The following is a 20276-nucleotide window of genomic DNA, read 5'->3' as shown; positions in this document are numbered from 1 at the left end:
GGTGCACGCGCGGCACCCCCTTGACGGCACCCCGGCCTGCTGCGTTGCGGAGACCCCGATGACAACAGATACCCAAGACCCCGTTGCCCGCGCAGCCCAGCTGCTGAAGGGCCACCGCGAAAGCATCGACCGTCTGGATGCGATCCTCGTCTATACTCTGGGCGAGCGGTTCAAGCACACCCAGGCGGTGGGCCGGCTCAAGGCCGAACACGACCTTCCCCCGTCCGATCCCACCCGCGAAGCGGCGCAGATCGCTCGGCTCGAAGACCTGGCGCAGCAGGCCGATCTGGACCCTGAATTCGCCAAGGCATTTTTGAACTTCATCATCGATGAAGTCATCCGCCACCACAAGAAACACCAAGAATAACAAAAAACAACAGGAACAACCGGGGCATACCCCGGACAACGCCATCAAAGGAGATGTACCCATGGCAATGAAAATCCGTCTGGCCCGCGGCGGCTCTAAAAAGCGTCCCTTCTACCGCATCGTGGCTGCCGACAGCCGCATGCCGCGCGACGGCCGCTTCATCGAGAAGCTGGGCACCTACAACCCGCTGCTGCCGAAAGATTCGGAAGACCGCGTGAAAATGGACCTGGAGCGCGTGCAGCACTGGCTGGACCAGGGCGCGCAGCCGACCGACCGTATCGCCCGCATGCTGGAAGCCGCAGGCGTCCGCGCCAAGGCCGAGCGCAGCAACCCGAAAAAAGGCACCCCGGGCAAGAAAGCCCAGGAGCGCGCCGAAGAGAAAGCTGCAAAGGCTGCTGAAGCTGCCGAAGCAGCTGCAGACGCGGAATAATTCCGTGGAGCTGCGGGGCGCTTTTCCCGAAGAGTTCCGCAGCCAGCTTGATCTGCTGATGCGGCTCCGGCGCGACGTGCGCCGGTTCCGCAGCGATCCGGTGGAGGAGGCAGTGCTGATGCGCTGCCTCTCTGCCATTCCGCTCGCGCCTTCCGTGGGCCTGAGCGAACCCTGGCGCATCCTGCGGGTGGAAAGCGACACCGCCCGCGCCGCTGCGCTGAAGAATTTCGAAGCCGCCAATGCCCAGGCGCTGACCGGATACTCCGGTGAAAAGGCCGAACGCTATGCGGAACTGAAGCTGTCCGGCATGCGCGAAGCCCCCGTGCAACTCGCCTTCTATTGCGACGATGAGACCGCCCAAGGCCACGGCTTGGGTGCCGCCACCATGCCGGAGATGCGCCGCTATTCGGTGGTCACCGCCATCACCCTGTTCTGGCTGGCGCTGCGCGCTGAAGGCCTGGGGCTGGGCTGGGTTTCGGTGCTGGATCCGGATCAGCTGAACCGCGACCTCAATGCGCCCGCAGGCTGGCAGCTGATTGGCTATTTCTGCGTCGGCTACCCGGAACGGCTGTCGGACACGCCCGAACTGGAAGAAACCGGCTGGGAAAGCCGGATGGCGGACCTGCCGCTTGAAACCCGCTGAGGCCCGTCATGGGACGGTTGATAAGGCTTGTGTTTTTTGTTGCAGTGGCCTTTACCGCGGGCATCTTCTTTGAACGGAAACACCAAGTGGAACTCTGCGAACAATCCGGCGGCCAATGGCTGCGCGCGGGGTTCTGTGCAAAGGACTGACACGATGAGCGATCTGATCTGCGTAGGCGCCATTTCCGGATCCTTCGGGGTGCGCGGCGAGGTGCGGCTCAAGAGTTTCTGTGCGGTCCCGGAAGAGATTGAGGATTACTCGCCGCTCAGCAATGAGGACGGGTCCAAGACCTACTCCCTGACCATCACCCGCCCGATCAAGAACGGCTTTGCCGCGTTGCTCGGCGGTATTGAGACCAAGGAAGAAGCCGACGCCATCAAGGGCCTGCGCCTGTTTGCCCGCCGCGATCAGCTGCCGCAGCTGCCGGATGACGAGTTCTACCATGCCGATCTGATCGGGCTGGAAGTCTATGACACTGGCGGCACCCTGCTGGGCACGGTGAAATCGGTGCAGAACCACGGCGCCTCGGATCTCTTGGAAATCCACGGCCCAGGCCTGAAGGCCACGGTGCTGCTGCCCTTCACCCTGGAGGCGGTGCCGACCGTCGACCTGACCCAGGGCCGCATCGTCGCCGACCCGCCCGAAGGGCTGTTCTGAGGCGGCAGGTCAGCCAGCCTCATCTGCCAGCAGCGCATCCAGAACCCTGACAGCCGACGCGGCCACCCGTGCGGTCTTTAAGTGCTGTTCTGGCGGCTTGCGCCCCAGGCTGCTCCAAAGCCTGAACAGGCGCCAAGCGAAGAAGAACTGAAAAATGGGGTCATTCACCAGCTCTTCACCGTAGCCCTCTTCAAAAGCCTCCCAATCCGCTTGAGCAACCAGTCCGAATCCAGGCGTGCGCCCGTCCGAAGCCAAATGATCAGGGCAATTTGACAGCCATATGTCGGCTATGTCGCGCTGCGGAAAAACGCCATCATGGTTTGAAAAGTCGATAAAGCAGATCCCTGCATCCGACATCAGGATATTGCGCAGATGCAAATCCCCGTGCTCCAGAGCGCCGCGGAAAGCGTGCCCGCGCGCCCGCCGTCCCGTCCTGTGCAAGTGGGCGCAAAGCCCCAAGAACCTGTTGGGCTTGGGTATCGGCAATCGCCCCTCACGCACGGCTTGCGCCCGGTTTGAAACCTTAGTCAAAAACGGTTTCGGCCAAAATTGCCTGTCACCTACGCCGGACACCTTATGAAATTCAGCCACAGCATTCCCAATCCGCTGAAGAACCTGGCTCCTGGCGCCCAACCCGCAGTCCGTCAATGCCAGCTCACGGAAAGCCGTATCGCCCGGTACAAATTCCATCAGGACAAAAGGCCGGTCAGGGTCCCGCCACAATACCGCCGGAGAAGACACGCCCGGCACCGGCTTCAGGCTGGCTGCCGCCCTTTGTTGGCGGTCGACGAATCTGTTCAGCCGAAGTGGATTTGTATCCTCGAAATCAGCCCGCAGGACAAACTTTCGCCCGTCTTCAATTCCGACTTCCAACACACAGCGTCGATGCTCCAGCCGGCGGTTGACCTGCATCCTGCGAAATACGGCCCGAGTTTCGGGCAAACCGGTTTCAGAAGCAATACGCGGCCACAGAGCCTGAGTGCGGGCCTGCACCAAGTTCATTGCAGCATACGCATCGCCGCTGGCTGCTGCAGGCGGCCTTTCTGAATTCATCCAAACACCCAAGCTTTGTATTGCGTGAAATTCTGACTGAACTAAACAGCATCATTATGACAGCACCAAGCAAATCCCATGGCCGCAAGGCCATCCGCCCGACCCTGAAGCCGCGTGAGCTGATGACCCCGACGCCGGATCTGGCCGGCGTGTGGAAGGCCAAGATCATCACGCTGTTCCCGGATGCGTTTCCCGGCGTGCTGGGTGAAAGCCTGACAGGCAAGGCGTTGCAGGAGGGGCTTTGGCAGCTGGAGACCACCGATCTGCGCGCGTTTGGCGCTGGCAAGCACCGCAACGTGGATGACACGCCCGCCGGCGGCGGTGCGGGCATGGTACTGCGCGCTGATGTGCTGGGCGAGGCGATCGAACACACGATGGCGGGCACCCGCGGCAACTGGCCGCTGGTCTACCTGACCCCGCGCGGGCGGCCGATGAACCAGCAGATGATGCAAACCTTTGCCCGGTGCGATGGAATCACCCTCTTGTGCGGGCGGTTCGAAGGTGTCGATGAGCGGGTGCTCGAGCATTACGGCATCCAGGAAGTCTCGCTGGGGGATTTCGTGATGACCGGCGGCGAGCTGGCAGCGCAGGCGCTTATCGATGCCACCGTCCGGCTGATCCCCGGGGTGCTGGGCAACCAGGCCTCGACCGAGGAGGAGAGCTTTTCCTCGGGCCTCTTGGAGCACCCGCAATACACCCGCCCTGCCGAGTGGAAGGGCCGGGAAATCCCGGAAGTGCTGATGTCCGGCCATCACGGCAAGATCGCCGAGTGGCGGCACGAGATGAGCGAAGAGATCACCAAGGTCCGCCGCCCGGACCTGTGGGAAGCCTACTGCCGCTCCAAGGATAGCAGCAAAGACTGACTCAAGTGACGCGGCTGGCTGGCTTTTCCCCGGCCGGAAGCCGTTGCCGCAATGCCGAACCCGTGTTTTACTCCTCCTGCATAAGTTAAATGACAGGAGACAGCAGGGTGGCTGGGAAATTTGAACTCTACACCGACAATGCAGGCGAATTCCGCTTCCGCCTGAAGGCAGGCAACGGCGAGAACATTCTGGCAAGCGAAGGCTACAAGCAGAAGTCCAGCGCCGAGAACGGCATCGAGTCCGTGCGCAAGCATGCTGGCGACGATGCGCGCTATGAGCGCAAAGAGACCTCTTCCGGCAAACATATGTTCAACCTCAAGGCCGCCAACGGCCAGGTGATTGGCACCTCGCAAAGCTATGCCAGCGCTTCCGGCCGCGATGGCGGCATCGAGTCGGTCAAGAAGAACGCTCCGGAAGCGGCGCTGGACGACCAGACCGGCTAAGCGTTCAGGTCAGGGAAGCGAAGGCCCTGCAGGCTGCTTGCAAAGGGGCGTGATCAGGCCTTCTTCCCACCAAGGTTCTCACCGTCCGGTTGCCGCTCTGCCAGCGCATCCGTAATCCGGCGCGGCTTCGGGTTGGATCCGTCCGGCCGCGCAGGCCATCCTTCGCGGTGCCGACTGCGGTCGCCATCGGTTTCCTCGGTCTGATCGTGAAACAGCACCACCTGGGTCGGATAGGGCATGTCGATTCCGTTTCTGTCCAGCTCCTTGTAAACGGTCTCGACCACCCGAGAGAATGTGTGCACAACGCTTGCCCGGTCTGATTTTGTCCACCAGCGCAGCCGGAAATTGTTGCCGCTGTCCGCAATGGACCACGGCAGCGCCTCCGGTTCCGGATCATCCAGCACCCCCTCGCAAGATTTCGCTGCCTTCAGCATGATTTCTTTCGCATCATCCCAGCTGTCACTGCAGCCGATCTGCACGTCATATTGGGAGCGGCGCTGTTCAAACGCCGTATTGACCGTAACCGCGTCGGTGTAGATGTCCGAATTGGTAATGACCACATGGCGGCCATCGCAGGTCTTGATCAGGGTCGCCCGCGTTTCGATCCGTTCAACGGTCCCCTCATGGCCGCCCGAAACGACCTGGTCGCCGACCGAAAATGGCTGCCGCAGCAGGATCAGGATGCCCGCCAGCAAGTTTTGCAGTATGTCCTTGAACGCAAAACCGATGGCAATGGAACCGATCCCAGACCCGCGAACAGATCCGCAGGCGTGATGGATTGGGCAACAACGGTTATTGCCAGCATGACACCGGCAATCAGCACTGCCCACTTGATCCATCTGCCATACTCCGGAACTCCGCTCTTGCAAAACGCGCGGCGGCCCTGCAAGTTCCCGGCATCCGCACGCGAGGCCCCTGCCCCTGGGCTTTTCTGCCGCTTCTTTTGCTTGATCGGCGAGGCATTCCGGCCTATACGTCCGCCGGTCTGGATTCGCATTTGCGGCTCCGGGCCGCTGGCTGTTGGATCACTCCACCTGAAAATCTTCTTCGGTTTTCCCCGGGATCTGCCTGCCAGCAGCAAGGAACAGACGGCGTGATCTCTGGCGGGCTGCCTTTGGCGGGACCCGGTGAAGACCAGGAGCTCTCATGACGGCACAAACCTCTGCGGAGTGAACCGCAGGCAAATTAGGAGAGTTGCGATGGACCTGATCGCACAGCTGGAGGCGGAACAGATCGCCGCCCTGGGGAAAGAGATCCCCGACTTCAAAGCCGGTGACACCATCCGTGTCGGCTACAAGGTGACCGAAGGCTCGCGTTCGCGCGTGCAGATGTACGAAGGCGTTTGCATCAGCCGCAAGAACGGCTCGGGCATTGCCGGTTCGTTCACCGTCCGCAAGATTTCGTTCGGCGAAGGCGTGGAGCGTGTGTTCCCGCTGTTCTCGACCAACATCGACTCGATCGAAGTGGTGCGCCGCGGCCGTGTCCGCCGCGCCAAGCTGTACTACCTGCGCGCCCGCCGCGGTAAGTCGGCCCGTATCGCAGAAGATGCGAACTACAAGCCCAAGAAAGCCTGAGGAGCGGTATCATGAAAAAAGACACCCATCCCGATTACCACTTCATCGACGTCAAAATGACCGACGGCACCATCCTCAAGATGCGCTCCACCTGGGGCTCCGAGGGTGATCAGCTGGCCCTGGACATCGACCCGACCGTGCACCCGGCCTGGACCGGCGGCACCTCGCGCCTGCTGGACGCCGGCGGCCGCGTGTCCAAGTTCAAGAAAAAATACGAAGGCCTGGGCTTCTAAGCCGCCTGCCGTATTTTGCAGAACTCCCGAAGGCTGCCCCGGACGGGCAGCCTTCTTTCTTTTTCTTCTGACGCTGGGGCCGGATGCGCGCCCCGCGGGAAAGACAGCCCCCTCGTGAAACAAGCCCTGGCCAACGCACTGCAAGAGCGCGGATATGAAACCCTGACCCAAGTGCAGGAGGCTGTGACCCAGCCCGACGTGGAAGGGCGCGACCTGCTGGTGTCTGCACAGACCGGATCGGGCAAGACCGTCGGTTTTGGCCTGGCTTTGGCCCAGGATCTGCTGGGTGAAGAGGAAGCGTTCGGCGAGGCCGCGGCGCCGCTGGCGCTGGTGATCGCCCCGACCCGCGAACTGGCGCTGCAGGTGAAACACGAACTGGGCTGGCTCTACCGCGGCGCGGGTGCACGGATTGCCTCCTGCGTCGGCGGCATGGACATGCGTGATGAGCGCCGGACCCTGGAACGCGGCGCCCATATCGTGGCGGCCACTCCGGGCCGTCTGCGCGACCACATCGCGCGCGGCTCCATTGACCTCAGCCAGGTGCGCGGCGTGGTGCTGGACGAGGCCGACGAGATGCTGGACCTCGGCTTCCGCGAAGATCTGGAATTCATTCTGGGTGAAGCGCCCGAAGACCGCCGCACCCTGCTGTTCTCTGCCACCGTGCCGCCGGCAATCGCCAGCCTGGCCGAGACCTTCCAGCGCGATGCGATGCGGATCAAGACCGCGGGCGAGACCAAGCAGCACGCGGATATCGAGTACCGCCTGATGAGCGTGGCGCAAGCAGACGCGGAAAACGCCATCATCAACGTGCTGCGCTACTATGAGGCGCCGAGCTCCATCGTCTTTGCCAACACCCGCGCTGCCGTGAACCGTCTGGCTGCGCGCCTGACCAACCGCGGCCTGCCGGTGGTGACACTGTCCGGTGAGCTGAGCCAAACCGAACGCAGCCACGCGCTGCAGGCGATGCGCGACGGGCGCGCACGGGTCTGCGTGGCCACCGATGTGGCGGCCCGCGGCATTGACCTGCCAGGGCTGGAACTGGTGGTCCATGCGGAGCTGCCCTCGAACCATGAAACCCTGCTGCACCGTTCCGGCCGCACCGGCCGCGCGGGCCGCAAGGGCGTCAGCGCGCTGATCGCGCCGCCAAAGGCACGTTCCAAGGCGTTGCGTCTGCTGAAATGGGCCAAGCTGACCGCCGAGCATTGCGAAGCCCCGTCTGCCGATGACGTGCTGGCGCGTGACGAAGAGCGCATGCTGGCCGATCCCGTCTGGCATGAGCCGGTTGCCGAAAACGAACAGGCAGGCGTTCAGACCCTGCTGGACGCGTTTACGCCCGAACAGATTGCCGCAACCTATCTGCGGCTGTTCCGCAGCCGCCACTCGGCACCAGAAGACCTGCGCCCGGCGGACACCCCGGAGCCGCGCAAGGAACGTAAGGAACGCAAAGCCTTCGGGCCCTCCGTCTGGTTCTCCCTGTCCGGCGGCCGCGAGGCCGGTGCCGATCCGCGCAAGGTGCTGCCGATGCTGTGCAAGGCCGGCAATATCGACCGCGACGCCATCGGCGCGATCCGGGTGCAGGACAACGAAACCTTTGCCGAAATCAGCGAAGGCGCCGTTGAGGGCTTCCTAAAAGCGCTGGACGGCAAGACAGAGCTGGAGCCGGGTGCGGTGCTGACGCAGCTGGCTGAAGCGCCGGAACTGGCCCCTGCGCCGCGCCGCGGACCCGGTGGGCCGAAAGGCGGCTTCAAAGGCGACCGCAAGCCCAGGCCGCACCGCGGCAAGGACGACGGCCCGAAGCCCTACCGCGCCAAAGAAGAAAGCCCCAAGCCTTATCGCGCCAAATCCGAGCGCACCGAGGACAGCCGTCCTCCGCGCAAGGAGTGGAAGGACAAACCCGCCCGGGAAGAGCGCCGCGAGCCGCGCAGCGACACCCGCCCCAGCAAGCCCAAACCGGCTGTGACCGCCAAGCCCAAAGGCGCATCGGATCCGTCCAAACGCATGACCCGGCCCGGCGCGCCCGCGGCCAAGCCGTTCAAGGCGAAAGGCCCCAAACCGCCGGTCGGCAAGCCCAACAGCAAGAAGAACAAGGCGCGCGCAGCAGCGGCGCTGACCGCAAAGGGCGGCAAGGGCGGCGACGCCCGCCCCAAGCGCAAGCCGGCGGGTCCTGCAAAACACAGGTGATACACTAAGTTTACCAGCCTGCGCACGCCGCTTTTCTTGGCGGAATCCAGAGCCTATACAGGGCCCAAAGCGAAAGACGTGCAAGAAAGCACGAGCGAAGGGACCTGTACATGGCGCATATCATTGTCGTCGGCAACGAGAAGGGCGGCGCGGGCAAATCGACTGTTTCCATGCACGTCGCAACCACCCTGGCCCGGCTGGGCCATAAGGTAGCGGCGCTGGATCTGGACCTGCGGCAGCGCTCGATGGGGCGTTACCTTGAGAACCGCAAGGAATTCTGCGCCAAATCCGGCCTCGAATTACCGATGGTGGAAATCCACGAGCTGCCGGAGATCGATCCGGCCAGCCTGCAGCCGGGCGAAAACATCTATGACCACCGCCTGTCTGCGGCGGTTTCGGCGCTGGAGCCGGGCCATGATTTCATCCTGATCGACTGCCCCGGCTCGCACACGCGCCTCAGCCAGGTGGCGCATTCGCTGGCGGACACGCTGATCACGCCGCTGAATGACAGCTTTGTTGACTTCGATCTGCTGGCACATGTGGACCAGAAGGGTGAGACCATCACCGGGCCGTCGGTCTACTCCGAGATGGTCTGGAATGCCCGCCAGCTGCGGGCGCAGGCGGGATTGAAGCCGATCGACTGGATCGTGATCCGCAACCGGGTCGGCACTCAGCGCATGGTCAACAAGGAAAAGATGGAACGCGCCATCAAGATGCTGTCCAAACGGATCGGCTTCCGCGTCGCCCCCGGCTTTTCGGAACGGGTGATCTTCCGCGAGCTGTTCCCGCGCGGGCTGACGCTGCTGGATCTCAAGGACATTGGCGTCAAGCAGCTGAACATCTCCAACATCGCCGCGCGGCAGGAACTGCGCGACATGATGAAAGAGGTGAATCTGCCGGGGGTCGAGGTCAGCATCTGACCCCGCCCCGGCAGCAGGTCAGCTGTCGCAGCCGCAGTTGCCGCGGTAGATCGTGTAGAGCTCTATCGGCTCTGCCACGCCGCGCAGCATGTAGCGGCCCAGGGACACCAGGTCATGATTGGTGCCCCGGGCCGCGGTTTTCACGTCTTCGGACATGATGATGTTCTGGCCGACAGAGCGGTGCATGCCGGCAATCCGGGCGGTCTGGTTCACCGCCTGACCGATCACAGTGAAATCCAGCCGGTTCTCCGCCCCGATATTGCCATAGAGAATGTCGCCTGCATGCAGCGCCAAGGTGAAGCCGGCAGTCGGCAGGCCCTGTTCTTCACGTTCAGTGTTATAGGCGCGCACCTTGCCGCACAGTTCGTTGGCGGCAGCCAGCGCTGCGTGGGCGTCTTCCTCGATGCTGCCCAGATTGAACATGGTCAGCATGCCATCCCCCATGAACTTGAGGATATTGCCGCCATGCGCCTGGATGGTTTCCACCGCCAAGCCGAAATAGCCGTTCAGCATCTCGATCAGCTCAGTCCCGGGCAGTTTCTCGGACAGCTGGGTGAATCCTTTGAGGTCGAACAGGCAGATCACCGCGCCGATTTGCTGCGAAGAGCCGCGCTGAATTTCACCGGACAGCACCCGGCGGCCGGCATCGCGGCCCAGATAGACCTGCAGCAGGTCACTGGCCATCTGCCGGTTGGAGGAGGATTTCAGCGCCAGCCCCAGGTGCGGCAGGGTGGTGCGGATCAGGTCAAGTTCACGGCTGGAGAACCCGCCGGGGCGGTCGGAAGCCCAGGAGACCAGCATCCCCTCGCTGGGATGGCGCGGATCGTTGGGCTTGTCATCCGGCGGTGCAAAACGCACTCCCTTGGCGAAGTAGTCGGTCGCCCCGCGCTCACGCAGTTCCGGCAGCAAGGGGAACTGCTCCGGTGCGCCGTCTTCCAGCCGCTCACGGAACTCTTCCAGATTATGTTCGAGAATGTGGAAGAACGGGCTGCGCAGCCATTCCTCGCGCGGGGATTCGCGGTATTCGTAATGCTCGTGACTGATGCCGTCAGCCCGGGTCCAGTTGAAGCCGATACCGCCGAACTTCGGGTGAAAGGCCCGCTGGGCCAGATGGAACCGCCACAGCGGCACCCCTGCATCCACTAGGCGCTGGCAATATCCCTGCAAAAGATCCTGCTGCGGCGCCCCGTGCAGGCCCTGCTCCATCAGCCAGGCAATCAACGGCCCTGAATTGACATCAATCTGTATCATCGCATTACCTTCAATCCCGCTGCTTTATCTGGGGACTGGGCTGCACAATGTCTATGGTTCGATCCCTGCTAAATTGCGCAGCATATACCGCAAAATTGCAACCTCGCCGGTGGTGAACCGGGCGCAGATCCGGGTGTCGAACTCCAGCGCGTGCTCCCGCAGGTCCTTGTAGGCCGCTTCCCCGGCGGGCGTCAGCGCCAGATGCTCTGAGCGGCGGTCGTTTTCATCGCGGGTGCGGGTTACGAAACGCTTCTCTGCCAGTTTAGCCACGGCGCGGCTGATCTTGGTCTTGTGGATCTTGGCGCGGGCGCCGATCTCCTTGGCTGTCATCTGGCCGTAGTTGCCCAGATGGAACAGCACCCGCCACTCGGTGCGCAGCATGCCATAGCGGTTCTTATAGTGTTTCTGAAACCCCAGCGAGCTTTCCTCGGCGGCGCGGTTCAGCAGGTAGGGCAGGAAATCCTGCAAAGCGAAATCATCTTTTTCGTTCATTTTTGTCCCCTCTCCCTTGTTAGTTACAAAAACAACTAATATTCCGCAAGCAGCAAGAGGAGAAACGCGCGATGAATCGGCCAGCCGATCCCCATAAAATGATCCAGGCCCCCTCTCTTCAGGGGCCGCACGAGGGCTATATGCCCGGCTTTGCAAACGACTTTGAGACCGAGGCGCTGCCCGGTGCGCTGCCGCAAGGCATGAACAGCCCGCAGAAGTGCAACTATGGCCTTTACGGCGAACAGCTGAGCGGTACCGCCTTCACCGCCGATGTGCCGGAGCGGACCTGGTGCTACCGCATCCGCCCGTCGGTCAAGCACTCGCACCGCTATGAGAAGATCGACCTGCCGCATTGGAAATCGGCGCCCTGCGTCGATCCCGACGTGATCTCTCTGGGCCAGTACCGCTGGGACCCGGTGCCGCATAGCGATGAGGGGCTGACCTGGCTCACCGGCATGCGCACCATGACCACCGCAGGCGACGTGAATACCCAGGTCGGCATGGCAAGCCACATCTACCTGGTCACCGAGTCGATGGTGGACAGCTATTTCTTCTCCGCCGATTCCGAGCTGCTGGTGGTGCCGCAGGAAGGCCGGCTGCGGTTTGCAACCGAGCTGGGCATCATCGACCTGGCACCGCAGGAGATCGCCATCATCCCGCGCGGGCTGGTGTACCGGGTCGAGGTGCTGGAAGGCCCCTGCCGCGGTTTTGTCTGCGAGAACTACGGCCAGAAGTTCGAACTGCCGGGCCGCGGCCCGATCGGCGCCAACTGCATGGCCAACCCGCGCGACTTCAAGGCGCCGGTGGCGGCGTTCGAGGACCGCGAGACGCCTTCGACCGTGACCATTAAATGGTGCGGCCAGTTCCATAAGACCAAGATCGGCCACTCGCCGCTGGATGTGGTCGCCTGGCACGGCAACTACGCGCCCTACAAATACGACCTGACCACCTATTGCCCGGTCGGAGCGATCCTGTTCGACCATCCGGACCCGTCGATCTTTACCGTGCTGACCGCACCGTCGGGCGTGCCGGGCACCGCCAACATCGACTTTGTGCTGTTCCGCGAGCGCTGGATGGTGGCCGAGAACACCTTCCGCCCGCCGTGGTACCACAAGAACATCATGTCGGAGCTGATGGGCAATATCTACGGCCAGTATGACGCCAAGCCGCAAGGTTTCGTGCCGGGCGGCATGTCCCTCCACAACATGATGCTGCCGCACGGGCCGGACAAGAACGCCTTTGAGGGGGCGTCGAACTCCAATCTCGGCCCGGAAAAGCTGGACAACACCATGTCCTTCATGTTCGAGACCCGCTTCCCGCAGCATCTGACCGCATTTGCAGCAAAGGACGCGCCGCTGCAGGATGATTACATCGACTGCTGGAGCGACATCGAGAAGAAGTTCGACGGCACGCCCGGCCTGAAATGAAACGGTGAGGGGGCGCTGCCCCCTCTGGGCCGGTCCGGCCCATTCACCCCCGGAGTCTTTCCGGAAAGATGAAAAGGATCTTCGGATCCGGAAACTGGAGACACTATGCCTCTGCTGAAATCCTGGGTGGCCTCGGCCAATGATGCGAACCACCCGTTCCCGCTGAACAACCTGCCTTATGGCGTGTTTTCCGTTGAGGGAGACGATCCGCGCTGCGGTGTCGCCATCGGCGACATGATCCTGGACATGCAGGCCGCCGAAGAAGCCGGGCTGGTCCAGCTGGGCGATGCGCCGCTGTTCGACGTGCCCTATTGGAACGACCTTATGGAGGAAGGCCCGGCCGTCTGGGCCGCGCTGCGCGACCGCCTGACTGCGCTGCTGTCCGAGGGCGCTGCCGAGCAGGAGAAGGTGGAGCCTCTGCTGGTTGCCGCCGCGGATGCCGAACTGCACATGCCCTTTGCCGTCAGCGAATACACCGACTTCTACGCCGGCAAAAACCATGCCTTTAACGTCGGCACCATGTTCCGCGGCCCCGAAAACGCGCTGCCGCCGAACTGGCTGCATATCCCGATCGGCTATAACGGCCGCGCGTCCTCTGTGGTGGTGTCCGGCACCGATGTGCGCCGTCCCTGGGGCCAGCTGAAGGGCCCGAACGACGACAAGCCGCGGTGGGCGCCCTGCGCACGGTTCGATATCGAGCTGGAAATGGGCGCCATCGTGGGCACACCCTCCGATGGTCCCATCACTGTTCAGGAAGCGGACGACAACATCTTTGGCTACGTGCTGCTGAACGACTGGTCCGCACGCGACATCCAGGCCTGGGAATACCAGCCGCTGGGCCCGTTCCAGGCCAAGGCCACGGCCAACACGATCTCTCCCTGGATCGTGACCAAGCCGGCGCTGGAGCCGTTCCGCTGCGACACGCCGGAACGCGAGGTCGAGCTGCTGGACCACCTGAAGGACTGCGGTCCGATGCTCTATGACATCGACCTCGAAGTGACTCTGGCGCCGGAAGGCAAAGAGGCCACAACCATCGCGCGGACCAACTACAGGGAAATGTACTACTCCGCCGCGCAGCAGCTGGCGCATCACACCACTTCGGGCTGCCCGATGAACGCAGGCGACCTTCTGGGCTCCGGCACCATTTCCGGCCCGGTGAAGGAAAGCCGCGGCTCGCTGCTGGAACTAAGCTGGGGCGGCAAGGAGCCGCTGACGCTGGATACCGGCGAGGAGCGCTCCTTTATCGCCGATGGCGACACGCTGACCCTGAAGGGCGCGGCCAAGGGCGATGGCTACACAATCGGGTTCGGCGATTGCACCGGCACCGTCCTGCCCGCGCTTGAAAACCCCTACGCAAGATAAGGAAGACCACCATGGCAAAAGCTTTTGCGTCCCAAGGGGACCTGACCGAAAAGAAGATCACCTTTGATGAGATCGGCGAAGGGCTTTATGCCTTCACCGCCGAGGGCGACCCGAATTCCGGCGTTATCATCGGCGATGACAGCGTGATGATCGTCGAGGCGCAGGCCACCCCGCGGCTGGCGAACAAGGTGATCGAATGCGTCCGGTCCGTGACCGACAAGCCGATCACCCACGTGGTGCTGACCCACTACCACGCGGTGCGGGTGCTGGGTGCCTCCGCCTTCGGCGCGCAGAACATCATCATGTCCGACAAGGCGCGGGCGATGGTCGTCGAGCGCGGCCAGGAAGACTGGGACAGCGAGTTCCAGCGCTTCCCGCGCCTTTTCGAAGGCCATGAAAGCATCCCCGGGCTGACCTGGCCGACCACCACCTTCAGCGACTCGATGACGGTCTACCTGGGCAACCGCCGCGTCGACATCAAGCACGTGGGCCGCGCCCATACCGCCGGCGATGCCGTGATTCACGTGCCCGATCAGAACGTGATGTTCACCGGCGACATCGTCGAATACCACTCTGCCTGCTACTGCGGCGACGGGCATTTCAGCGACTGGGGCCGGACGCTGGACAACATCAGGGCCTATGACGTGGACGCCATCGCGCCGGGCCGCGGCGATGCGCTGGTGGGCAAGGAAATGGTCAACGCCGCCATCGAGAACACCCGCGATTTCGTCGAAAGCACCTACCGCCCGGCCGCCAAAGTCGCGGCCCGCAACGGCACCCTGAAAGAGGCCTGGGACGCGGTGCGCGCCGAATGCGACCCGAAGTTTGCAGACTATGCGATCTACGAGCATTGCCTGCCTTTCAACGTTGCCCGCGCCTATGACGAAGCGCGCGGCATCGACACCCCCCGGATCTGGACCGCCCAGCGCGATCTGGAGATGTGGGAGGCCCTGCAGGGCTGATTTTTACAACCAGGGCGGTTTGATCCAGATCGTATCGCCCTGGCAGAACCTGTGAGACGCTAGACCATCCTCCCGGCGTGCCCAATGCCGGGAAACGGTGAAGCTGTGCCTGACGGCACCCGGATTTTGGGAGGAGACCTGATGAACAAGATTTTTGAAGTCCCTTTGTACCCCTACGCGCGCCATGCGGATCAGGATGCCCCTGCCCCCGTGCGCCGCAAGGTGGTGGTGATCGGCGCGGGCCCCATCGGCCTGGCTGCCGCCATTGACCTGGCGCAGCAGGGAACCGAGGTCGTGATCCTTGATGACAACGACAAGGTGAGCTTCGGCTCGCGCGCGATCTGCTTTGCCAAGCGGCCGCTGGAGATCCTTGACCGGCTGGGCTGCGGCCAGCCTATGGTCGACAAGGGCGTGCAGTGGAACGTCGGCAAGGTGTTCTTTGACGACCGTCAGGTCTATGAGTTCAACCTGCTGCCGGAAGAGGGCCACAAGCGACCCGCCTTCATCAACCTGCAGCAGTACTATTTCGAGGAATACCTGGTGAACCGGGTCCGCGAGCTGCAGGAGCAGGGCGCGCCGATCGAGATCCGCGGCCGCAACAAGGTCTCGGCCATCGGCACCCACCCGCATCACGTCACGCTGGAAGTCGACACTCCTGAAGGGCCTTACAATCTGGAAGCCGAGTGGCTGATCGCCTGTGACGGCGCCGGCTCCCCCACCCGGCAGATGCTGGGGCTGGATTTCGTCGGCCGGGTGTTTGAGGACAACTTCCTGATCGCCGATGTGATCATGGAAGCGGACTTTCCCACCGAACGCTGGTTCTGGTTCGACCCGCCCTTCAACAAGGGCCAGTCGGCATTGCTGCACAAGCAGCCGGATGGCGTCTGGCGCATCGACCTGCAGCTGGGCTGGGACATCGACAAGGAGCGCGAAAAGCGCCCCGAGAACGTAATCCCGCGACTGCAGGCAATGCTGGGCGAAGACGTGAAGTTCGAGCTGGAGTGGGTCTCGATCTACACGTTCCAGTGCCGCCGGATGGAGCAATTCCGCCATGGCCGGGTGCTTTTCGCCGGCGACGCCGCGCATCAGGTCTCGCCCTTCGGCGCCCGCGGTGCCAACTCCGGCCTGCAGGATACCGACAACCTGTGCTGGAAGCTGCAGCTGGTGATGGACGGCAAGGCGCCGGAAAGCCTGCTTGACAGCTATGATATCGAACGCATCCATGGCGCCGACGAGAACATCCTGAACTCCTCGCGCTCCACCGATTTCATCACACCCAAGTCGGAGATGAGCCGGGTGCTGCGCGACGCGGTTCTGGACCTGTCCGAACAGTATGAATTCGCCCGCCCGCTGGTGAATTCCGGCCGTTTGTCGGTGCCCTGCACCTATGACGGCTCACCGCTGAATTCCGCAGACGCACTGGACGGGCCGGAACGCACCCGCCCCGGATCCTCCTGCCCCGACGCACCGCTTGGCGACGGGTTCCTGCTGGACAAGCTGGGGGATAAATTCGTCCTGCTGACCATCGACGCCGACGCCCCTGATGTGATCGAGGAAGAAGGTATCGAAGTCACCCGCCTGGCTCTGTCGATCAAGGATGACAAGACATTGGCGCTGCAGGAGCGCTATCTCGGCAAGCTTGAGAGCGGGGTCTACCTGATCCGCCCGGACCAGCATGTCGCCGCCCGCCGCCCCAGCTATGACGACAACCAGTTCCGGCACGCAATCCGCCGGGCCATCGGCAAGGAGTGATCAAGATGATTGAAGAAGACCTGATCCTGACCGCCAACCTCGAGCAGGCCGACGATTTCTACGCCGATCTCCTGGCCGCGCACGAGAACCTCAGCAAAGACGAAAGCGATGCGCTGAATGCGCGCCTCGTGCTGGTGCTGGCCAACCACATTGGGAAACGCGCGATCCTGAAACAGGCGCTGGCGGCTGCCGCGCTGAAAACCGGGGAGGACTCCGCTTGAAAATCGAACAGATCCACCACGTCGCCTACCGCTGCAAGGACGCCAAGCAGACGGTGGAGTGGTACAACAAGATGCTGAACATGGATTTTGTCCTGGCAATTGCCGAGGACCATGTTCCCTCGACTCATGAGCCGGACCCCTACATGCATATCTTCATGGATGCAGGCAACGGCAACGTGCTGGCCTTCTTCGAGCTGCCGACCAAGCCGGAGATGGACCGCGACCGCAATACGCCCGTCTGGGTTCAGCACATTGCCTTCAAGGTGAAGGACCGCGATACCCTGATCCAGTTCAAGGAGCATCTGGAGGCCAACGGCGTCGAGGTGCTGGGCGTCACCGACCACTCGATCTTCCACTCGATCTATTTCTTCGATCCGAATGGCCACCGGGTGGAACTGGCTTGCCCGGACCCGGAGGAAGAGGCGCTGCTGCAAAAACTGGACGCGGTGAAGTGGGAGATGCTGGAGGAATGGTCCAAGACCAAGAAGGCCCCCAAACATGCCGAGTGGCTGCACGCCAAGGAATTGAACAAGACCTGAGTATGCACGGAACCTCGAGGGCAGCCTGGCGGGCTGCCTTCTCAGCACGGGAGGACGCCGATGGGCGGCGCGGTTCTTTACGACTACTGGCGGTCATCGGCCAGCTACCGGCTGCGCATCGCGCTGAATCTGGCCGGTATTGACTACACCTCTGTCACCGTCGATCTGGTCAAGGGCGAACACAAGAGCCCGGAGCATCTGGCCCGCAATCCGCAAGGGTTTGTGCCGGTGCTGGAGATCGACGGCCTGCGCCTGACGCAGTCGCTGGCAATCCTCGACTATCTGGACGAAACGCGCAGCCTTGGGCTGCTGCCCAAAGACCCCGGCCAGCGCGCCAGAGCGCGGGCGCTGGCGCATTCCGTGGCGGTGGATGTGCATCCGGTCTGCAACCTGCAGGTCGCCAAACACGCCACTGCCCTGAGCGGCGGTGCAGAAGACATGCCCAAAGCCTGGATGCAGCATTTCATCCGCCCCGGCCTGCAGGCGTTTGAAGCTCTGCTTGCCGGCTTCAGGCAAGAACCCTACTGCACCGGCGAAACACCCGGCTTGGCCGACATCTGCCTGATGCCGCAGCTCTACAATGCCCGCCGGTGGGAGGCGGATTTCTCGGACCTGCCGCGGATTTGCGCGGTGGAAGCGGCCTGCGCCGACCACCCGGCCTTTGCTGCCGCGTATCCTGCTCAGGACAGCTGACAAGGCGGTTTAGTCTTTGAAGGCTTCCGCGACATCCCTGGCTTTGACTAGGCTGCGCCCTTCGCAGATCACAGTGCCATCCGGTGCCGTGCAGGAGGCCCAGAGGTCCACAAGATGCTTCTCCGGGCGCAGCCGTGTGATTTCCACCTTGGCCTCCAATTCGGTGTCCAGCGGCGCGGGCGCTTTGAACGCAAGATCCTGCTTCAGGTAGTTGGTCCCCGATCCCGGCAATTCCACCCCAAGAAGATACGAGAACAGGGCCGCGATCAGCGGCTCCGGCACGCTTTCAGCGCTTGCGCCGCTCAGCGAGGCATAGGCCGCAAGATTTTCCCGGGTGTAACTGCGCGATATCCGCGCCGATTGTCCAACGCTCAGCATCTGATCTTCGCCTCTCCAACCAGGCATTCCGCCCCATCCGCAACCCGAATAACGGACATCTTCAATCGGCCGGGCGCCTGTTCCGCAATCCGCAAGCTGAGTTCCTCTCCCGCAAATGCGGGGTTCGGGAACATCAGGCTCTGACTGACCTGCGCTATTGCGCCGTTATGCCGTTTGAGCATTCCCCAAAGCTTGGAATAGATCAGCATCCCGTGGCTCACCGTGCGTCCAAAGGCCGTCGAAGCGCAGAACCCGGGATCCACATGGATCGCATTGTCATCGCCGGACACGTCCGCAAAGGCGTCGAACTCTGTTTGGGTCGGGGTCCAGTATTCCTGAAGGTCAATCATCGCTGAAGGCCTCGCGCAGCTTGGGTTTGCATATCTTGCCTGCCGCCGTGCGCGGGAAATCGTCAACGATCCTCACATGCGCAGGCACTTTGTACCCGGCAAGCCGTTCCCGGCACCACGGGCGCAAGGTTTCGGATGCAAGGGTGTGATCCGGGCGCAGCATCACAAAGGCCGCGCCCGCTTCGCCCCATTTTTGGTCCGGCACCCCAATGACAGCAGCTTCCAGAACAGCAGGGTGCCCGTTCAGCACCCGTTCCACTTCAGCCGGATAGACGTTCTCACCACCCGAGATGAACATGTCCTTGATCCGGTCTACGATGTAGTAGTAGCCCTCCGCATCGCGCCGGGCGACGTCGCCGGTGGCAAGCCAGCCGTCTTCGGTGAAAGCTTGTTCCGTAGCGCCCGGATTGCCGAAATACCCGGGCGTGACACCGGGTCCGCGAAGCTGCAGCTCTCCCGCGCCTTCAGCACCTTCCGCCACGCCGGCCAGTCGCACCTCAACGAGGCTTTGCGGCTTACCGACAGAGCCGATTTTCTCTGCCGCATGGGCCGGGTCCATCAGGAAAACGGTTGGGCCGGTTTCGGTCATCCCCATGCCGTTCAGCACATTGGCGCCCATTGAGGCGAAGAAGCGTATCAGCGGCTCGGGCAGCGGCGCCCCGCCGCAGCCGCAGCGGATCGCCGACCAATCCAGATCCCCCATGCCCGGTGTCAGCGACAGGGCCTGATAGACCGCCGGCACGCCGAAAAACTGGTTAATCCGCCCGGATGCCAAGAGCCGCTGCACCGCTTCCGCCTCAAACTTCGGAAGAATGGACGAGCTGCCGCCGGTCAGGAAAACCGGCAAAGTGTATAAGTTGATGCCCGCAGTGTGAAACAACGGAAGAAAACACACCGCCCGGTCCGTTGAGGCAATATCTATGGCCTGCCCGATGTTTATAGCATTGGCCCAGGCCATGCGTGCGGTTTGCATGACCGCCTTGGGCAAGCCGGTGGTGCCGGAAGTGAACAGCAGGTACCAGGGCCGTTCCGCAGGCACAGGGGCCTTCAGAGCAGGGCCGCCGTCTCTGATCCATCCGGCGAGATCTTCCTCGATTGTCAGGACCGGCGCACCGGCGTCCGTCGAGACCTGGCGGGCTGTGGCCTGAAATTCCGCGTCGGCCAGCAGCAGCGAGATGCCAACCTGATCCAGGGTTTCCACCAGCTCCGGCGCCGGCTGGCGCCAGTTCAGCGGGCACAGAATGATCCCGGTTTTCTGGCACGCAAACAGGGCAATGAAAAACTCCGCCCGGTTCTGGCAGAGGATGGCAACACGATCGCCTTCTGACAGATTCCGTTCTCTGAACCCCGCCGCGACGGCATTCGCCCCATCATTGACCTGGGCAAAGCTCCAGTCGCGCCCGGTAAGGGTATCATGAAAAGCCAAGGCATCAGGCGCCACTTCCGCCCGTTTTGCAGCCATATCCGGGATCAAATCAAACATCA

General features: G+C 62.7%; 24 protein-coding genes. 17 read left to right on the top strand and 7 right to left on the bottom strand.

Going from position 1 to position 20276, the window contains the following annotated elements:
- Positions 1-58 precede the first annotated feature (58 nt).
- From KUW17_RS17500 to rimM, 4 genes are all read left to right on the top strand, one after another.
- On the top strand, positions 59-367 hold the full coding sequence (locus tag KUW17_RS17500; RefSeq protein WP_222481466.1) for a chorismate mutase: 309 nt from the start codon (positions 59-61) through the stop codon (positions 365-367).
- Positions 368-428: 61 nt separating this feature from the next.
- The gene (gene rpsP / locus KUW17_RS17495) at positions 429-797 is read left to right on the top strand and encodes a 30S ribosomal protein S16 (protein WP_019296654.1); all 369 of its coding nucleotides are present in this window, start codon (positions 429-431) and stop codon (positions 795-797) included.
- 4 nt (positions 798-801) lie between these two features.
- Complete coding sequence (gene bluB / locus KUW17_RS17490; RefSeq protein WP_222481463.1) at positions 802-1440, top strand: 5,6-dimethylbenzimidazole synthase; 639 nt, start codon at positions 802-804, stop codon at positions 1438-1440.
- 153 nt (positions 1441-1593) lie between these two features.
- The gene (rimM, locus tag KUW17_RS17485) at positions 1594-2097 is read left to right on the top strand and encodes a ribosome maturation factor RimM (RefSeq protein ID WP_222481461.1); all 504 of its coding nucleotides are present in this window, start codon (positions 1594-1596) and stop codon (positions 2095-2097) included.
- Positions 2098-2106: 9 nt separating this feature from the next.
- On the opposite strand, the gene KUW17_RS17480 is transcribed toward rimM, so the two are convergent.
- Positions 2107-3099: an aminoglycoside phosphotransferase family protein gene (locus KUW17_RS17480; protein WP_261397263.1), complete on the bottom strand. Its 993-nt coding sequence runs from the start codon at positions 3097-3099 to the stop codon at positions 2107-2109.
- A 107-nt stretch (positions 3100-3206) separates the two neighbouring features.
- Between KUW17_RS17480 and trmD the strand changes: the two genes are divergently transcribed.
- Positions 3207-4013, top strand: coding sequence for a tRNA (guanosine(37)-N1)-methyltransferase TrmD (gene trmD, locus KUW17_RS17475; RefSeq protein WP_222481458.1), 807 nt, complete (start codon positions 3207-3209; stop codon positions 4011-4013).
- A 107-nt stretch (positions 4014-4120) separates the two neighbouring features.
- Positions 4121-4456 (top strand): YegP family protein, encoded by a 336-nt coding sequence (locus KUW17_RS17470; RefSeq protein WP_222481455.1) that lies wholly within the window; start codon positions 4121-4123, stop codon positions 4454-4456.
- A 53-nt stretch (positions 4457-4509) separates the two neighbouring features.
- On the opposite strand, the gene KUW17_RS17465 is transcribed toward KUW17_RS17470, so the two are convergent.
- Positions 4510-5295: a mechanosensitive ion channel family protein gene (locus KUW17_RS17465; RefSeq protein ID WP_261397261.1), complete on the bottom strand. Its 786-nt coding sequence runs from the start codon at positions 5293-5295 to the stop codon at positions 4510-4512.
- 360 nt (positions 5296-5655) lie between these two features.
- Between KUW17_RS17465 and rplS the strand changes: the two genes are divergently transcribed.
- The 4 genes from rplS to KUW17_RS17445 all read left to right on the top strand — a co-directional run bounded on the left by rplS (position 5656) and on the right by KUW17_RS17445 (position 9364).
- The gene (gene rplS / locus KUW17_RS17460; RefSeq protein WP_019296661.1) at positions 5656-6030 is read left to right on the top strand and encodes a 50S ribosomal protein L19; all 375 of its coding nucleotides are present in this window, start codon (positions 5656-5658) and stop codon (positions 6028-6030) included.
- 11 nt (positions 6031-6041) lie between these two features.
- Complete coding sequence (rpmE, locus tag KUW17_RS17455; RefSeq protein WP_058286449.1) at positions 6042-6263, top strand: 50S ribosomal protein L31; 222 nt, start codon at positions 6042-6044, stop codon at positions 6261-6263.
- 114 nt (positions 6264-6377) lie between these two features.
- The gene (locus tag KUW17_RS17450) at positions 6378-8444 is read left to right on the top strand and encodes a DEAD/DEAH box helicase (RefSeq protein ID WP_222481453.1); all 2067 of its coding nucleotides are present in this window, start codon (positions 6378-6380) and stop codon (positions 8442-8444) included.
- Positions 8445-8554: 110 nt separating this feature from the next.
- The gene (locus tag KUW17_RS17445; RefSeq protein WP_222481451.1) at positions 8555-9364 is read left to right on the top strand and encodes a division plane positioning ATPase MipZ; all 810 of its coding nucleotides are present in this window, start codon (positions 8555-8557) and stop codon (positions 9362-9364) included.
- An 18-nt stretch (positions 9365-9382) separates the two neighbouring features.
- Here the strand turns inward: KUW17_RS17445 and KUW17_RS17440 are convergent, their stop codons facing one another.
- Positions 9383-10615 (bottom strand): adenylate/guanylate cyclase domain-containing protein, encoded by a 1233-nt coding sequence (locus KUW17_RS17440; RefSeq protein ID WP_222481449.1) that lies wholly within the window; start codon positions 10613-10615, stop codon positions 9383-9385.
- Positions 10616-10666: 51 nt separating this feature from the next.
- Positions 10667-11107, bottom strand: coding sequence for a MarR family winged helix-turn-helix transcriptional regulator (locus KUW17_RS17435; RefSeq protein WP_222481447.1), 441 nt, complete (start codon positions 11105-11107; stop codon positions 10667-10669).
- A gap of 71 nt (positions 11108-11178) precedes the next feature.
- Here KUW17_RS17435 and hmgA point away from each other — a divergent pair, with 71 nt between their 5' ends.
- The 7 genes from hmgA to maiA all read left to right on the top strand — a co-directional run bounded on the left by hmgA (position 11179) and on the right by maiA (position 18063).
- Positions 11179-12534, top strand: a complete 1356-nt coding sequence (hmgA, locus tag KUW17_RS17430) for a homogentisate 1,2-dioxygenase (RefSeq protein WP_222481445.1) — start codon at positions 11179-11181, stop codon at positions 12532-12534.
- A 105-nt stretch (positions 12535-12639) separates the two neighbouring features.
- Positions 12640-13896: a fumarylacetoacetase gene (fahA, locus tag KUW17_RS17425; RefSeq protein WP_222481443.1), complete on the top strand. Its 1257-nt coding sequence runs from the start codon at positions 12640-12642 to the stop codon at positions 13894-13896.
- Between the two features lie 11 nt (positions 13897-13907).
- Complete coding sequence (locus KUW17_RS17420) at positions 13908-14858, top strand: MBL fold metallo-hydrolase (protein WP_222481442.1); 951 nt, start codon at positions 13908-13910, stop codon at positions 14856-14858.
- Positions 14859-14999: 141 nt separating this feature from the next.
- Positions 15000-16610: an FAD-dependent oxidoreductase gene (locus KUW17_RS17415; RefSeq protein WP_222481440.1), complete on the top strand. Its 1611-nt coding sequence runs from the start codon at positions 15000-15002 to the stop codon at positions 16608-16610.
- 5 nt (positions 16611-16615) lie between these two features.
- Positions 16616-16831, top strand: a complete 216-nt coding sequence (locus tag KUW17_RS17410; RefSeq protein ID WP_222481438.1) for a DUF2783 domain-containing protein — start codon at positions 16616-16618, stop codon at positions 16829-16831.
- On the top strand, positions 16828-17370 hold the full coding sequence (locus KUW17_RS17405) for a VOC family protein (protein WP_222481436.1): 543 nt from the start codon (positions 16828-16830) through the stop codon (positions 17368-17370). The genes KUW17_RS17410 and KUW17_RS17405 overlap by 4 nt, the downstream gene beginning before the upstream one ends.
- Positions 17371-17430: 60 nt before the next feature.
- Positions 17431-18063: a maleylacetoacetate isomerase gene (gene maiA, locus KUW17_RS17400; protein ID WP_222481434.1), complete on the top strand. Its 633-nt coding sequence runs from the start codon at positions 17431-17433 to the stop codon at positions 18061-18063.
- A 9-nt stretch (positions 18064-18072) separates the two neighbouring features.
- Here maiA and KUW17_RS17395 read toward each other — a convergent pair whose 3' ends face one another.
- From KUW17_RS17395 to KUW17_RS17385, 3 genes are read right to left on the bottom strand one after another with little or no spacing between them, the layout of a single operon-like run.
- The gene (locus KUW17_RS17395; protein ID WP_222481432.1) at positions 18073-18441 is read right to left on the bottom strand and encodes a phosphate acetyltransferase; all 369 of its coding nucleotides are present in this window, start codon (positions 18439-18441) and stop codon (positions 18073-18075) included.
- Positions 18435-18791 carry a MaoC/PaaZ C-terminal domain-containing protein gene (locus KUW17_RS17390; RefSeq protein WP_222481429.1) on the bottom strand — a complete coding sequence of 119 codons (357 nt, stop codon included), beginning with the start codon at positions 18789-18791 and terminating at the stop codon, positions 18435-18437. The genes KUW17_RS17395 and KUW17_RS17390 overlap by 7 nt, the downstream gene beginning before the upstream one ends.
- Entirely contained in the window at positions 18784-20274 is a 1491-nt protein-coding gene (locus KUW17_RS17385) for a class I adenylate-forming enzyme family protein (RefSeq protein WP_222481427.1), read from the bottom strand. Before KUW17_RS17385 ends, KUW17_RS17390 begins: the two co-directional genes overlap by 8 nt.
- Positions 20275-20276 lie beyond the last annotated feature (2 nt).

Origin of the sequence: Leisingera aquaemixtae, assembly GCF_019801145.1 — a bacterium.
Lineage (GTDB): Bacteria > Pseudomonadota > Alphaproteobacteria > Rhodobacterales > Rhodobacteraceae > Leisingera > Leisingera aquaemixtae_A.
The sequence above is the reverse complement of the archived record's forward strand: the minus strand, read 5'-3'. Positions and strand labels throughout refer to the sequence as shown.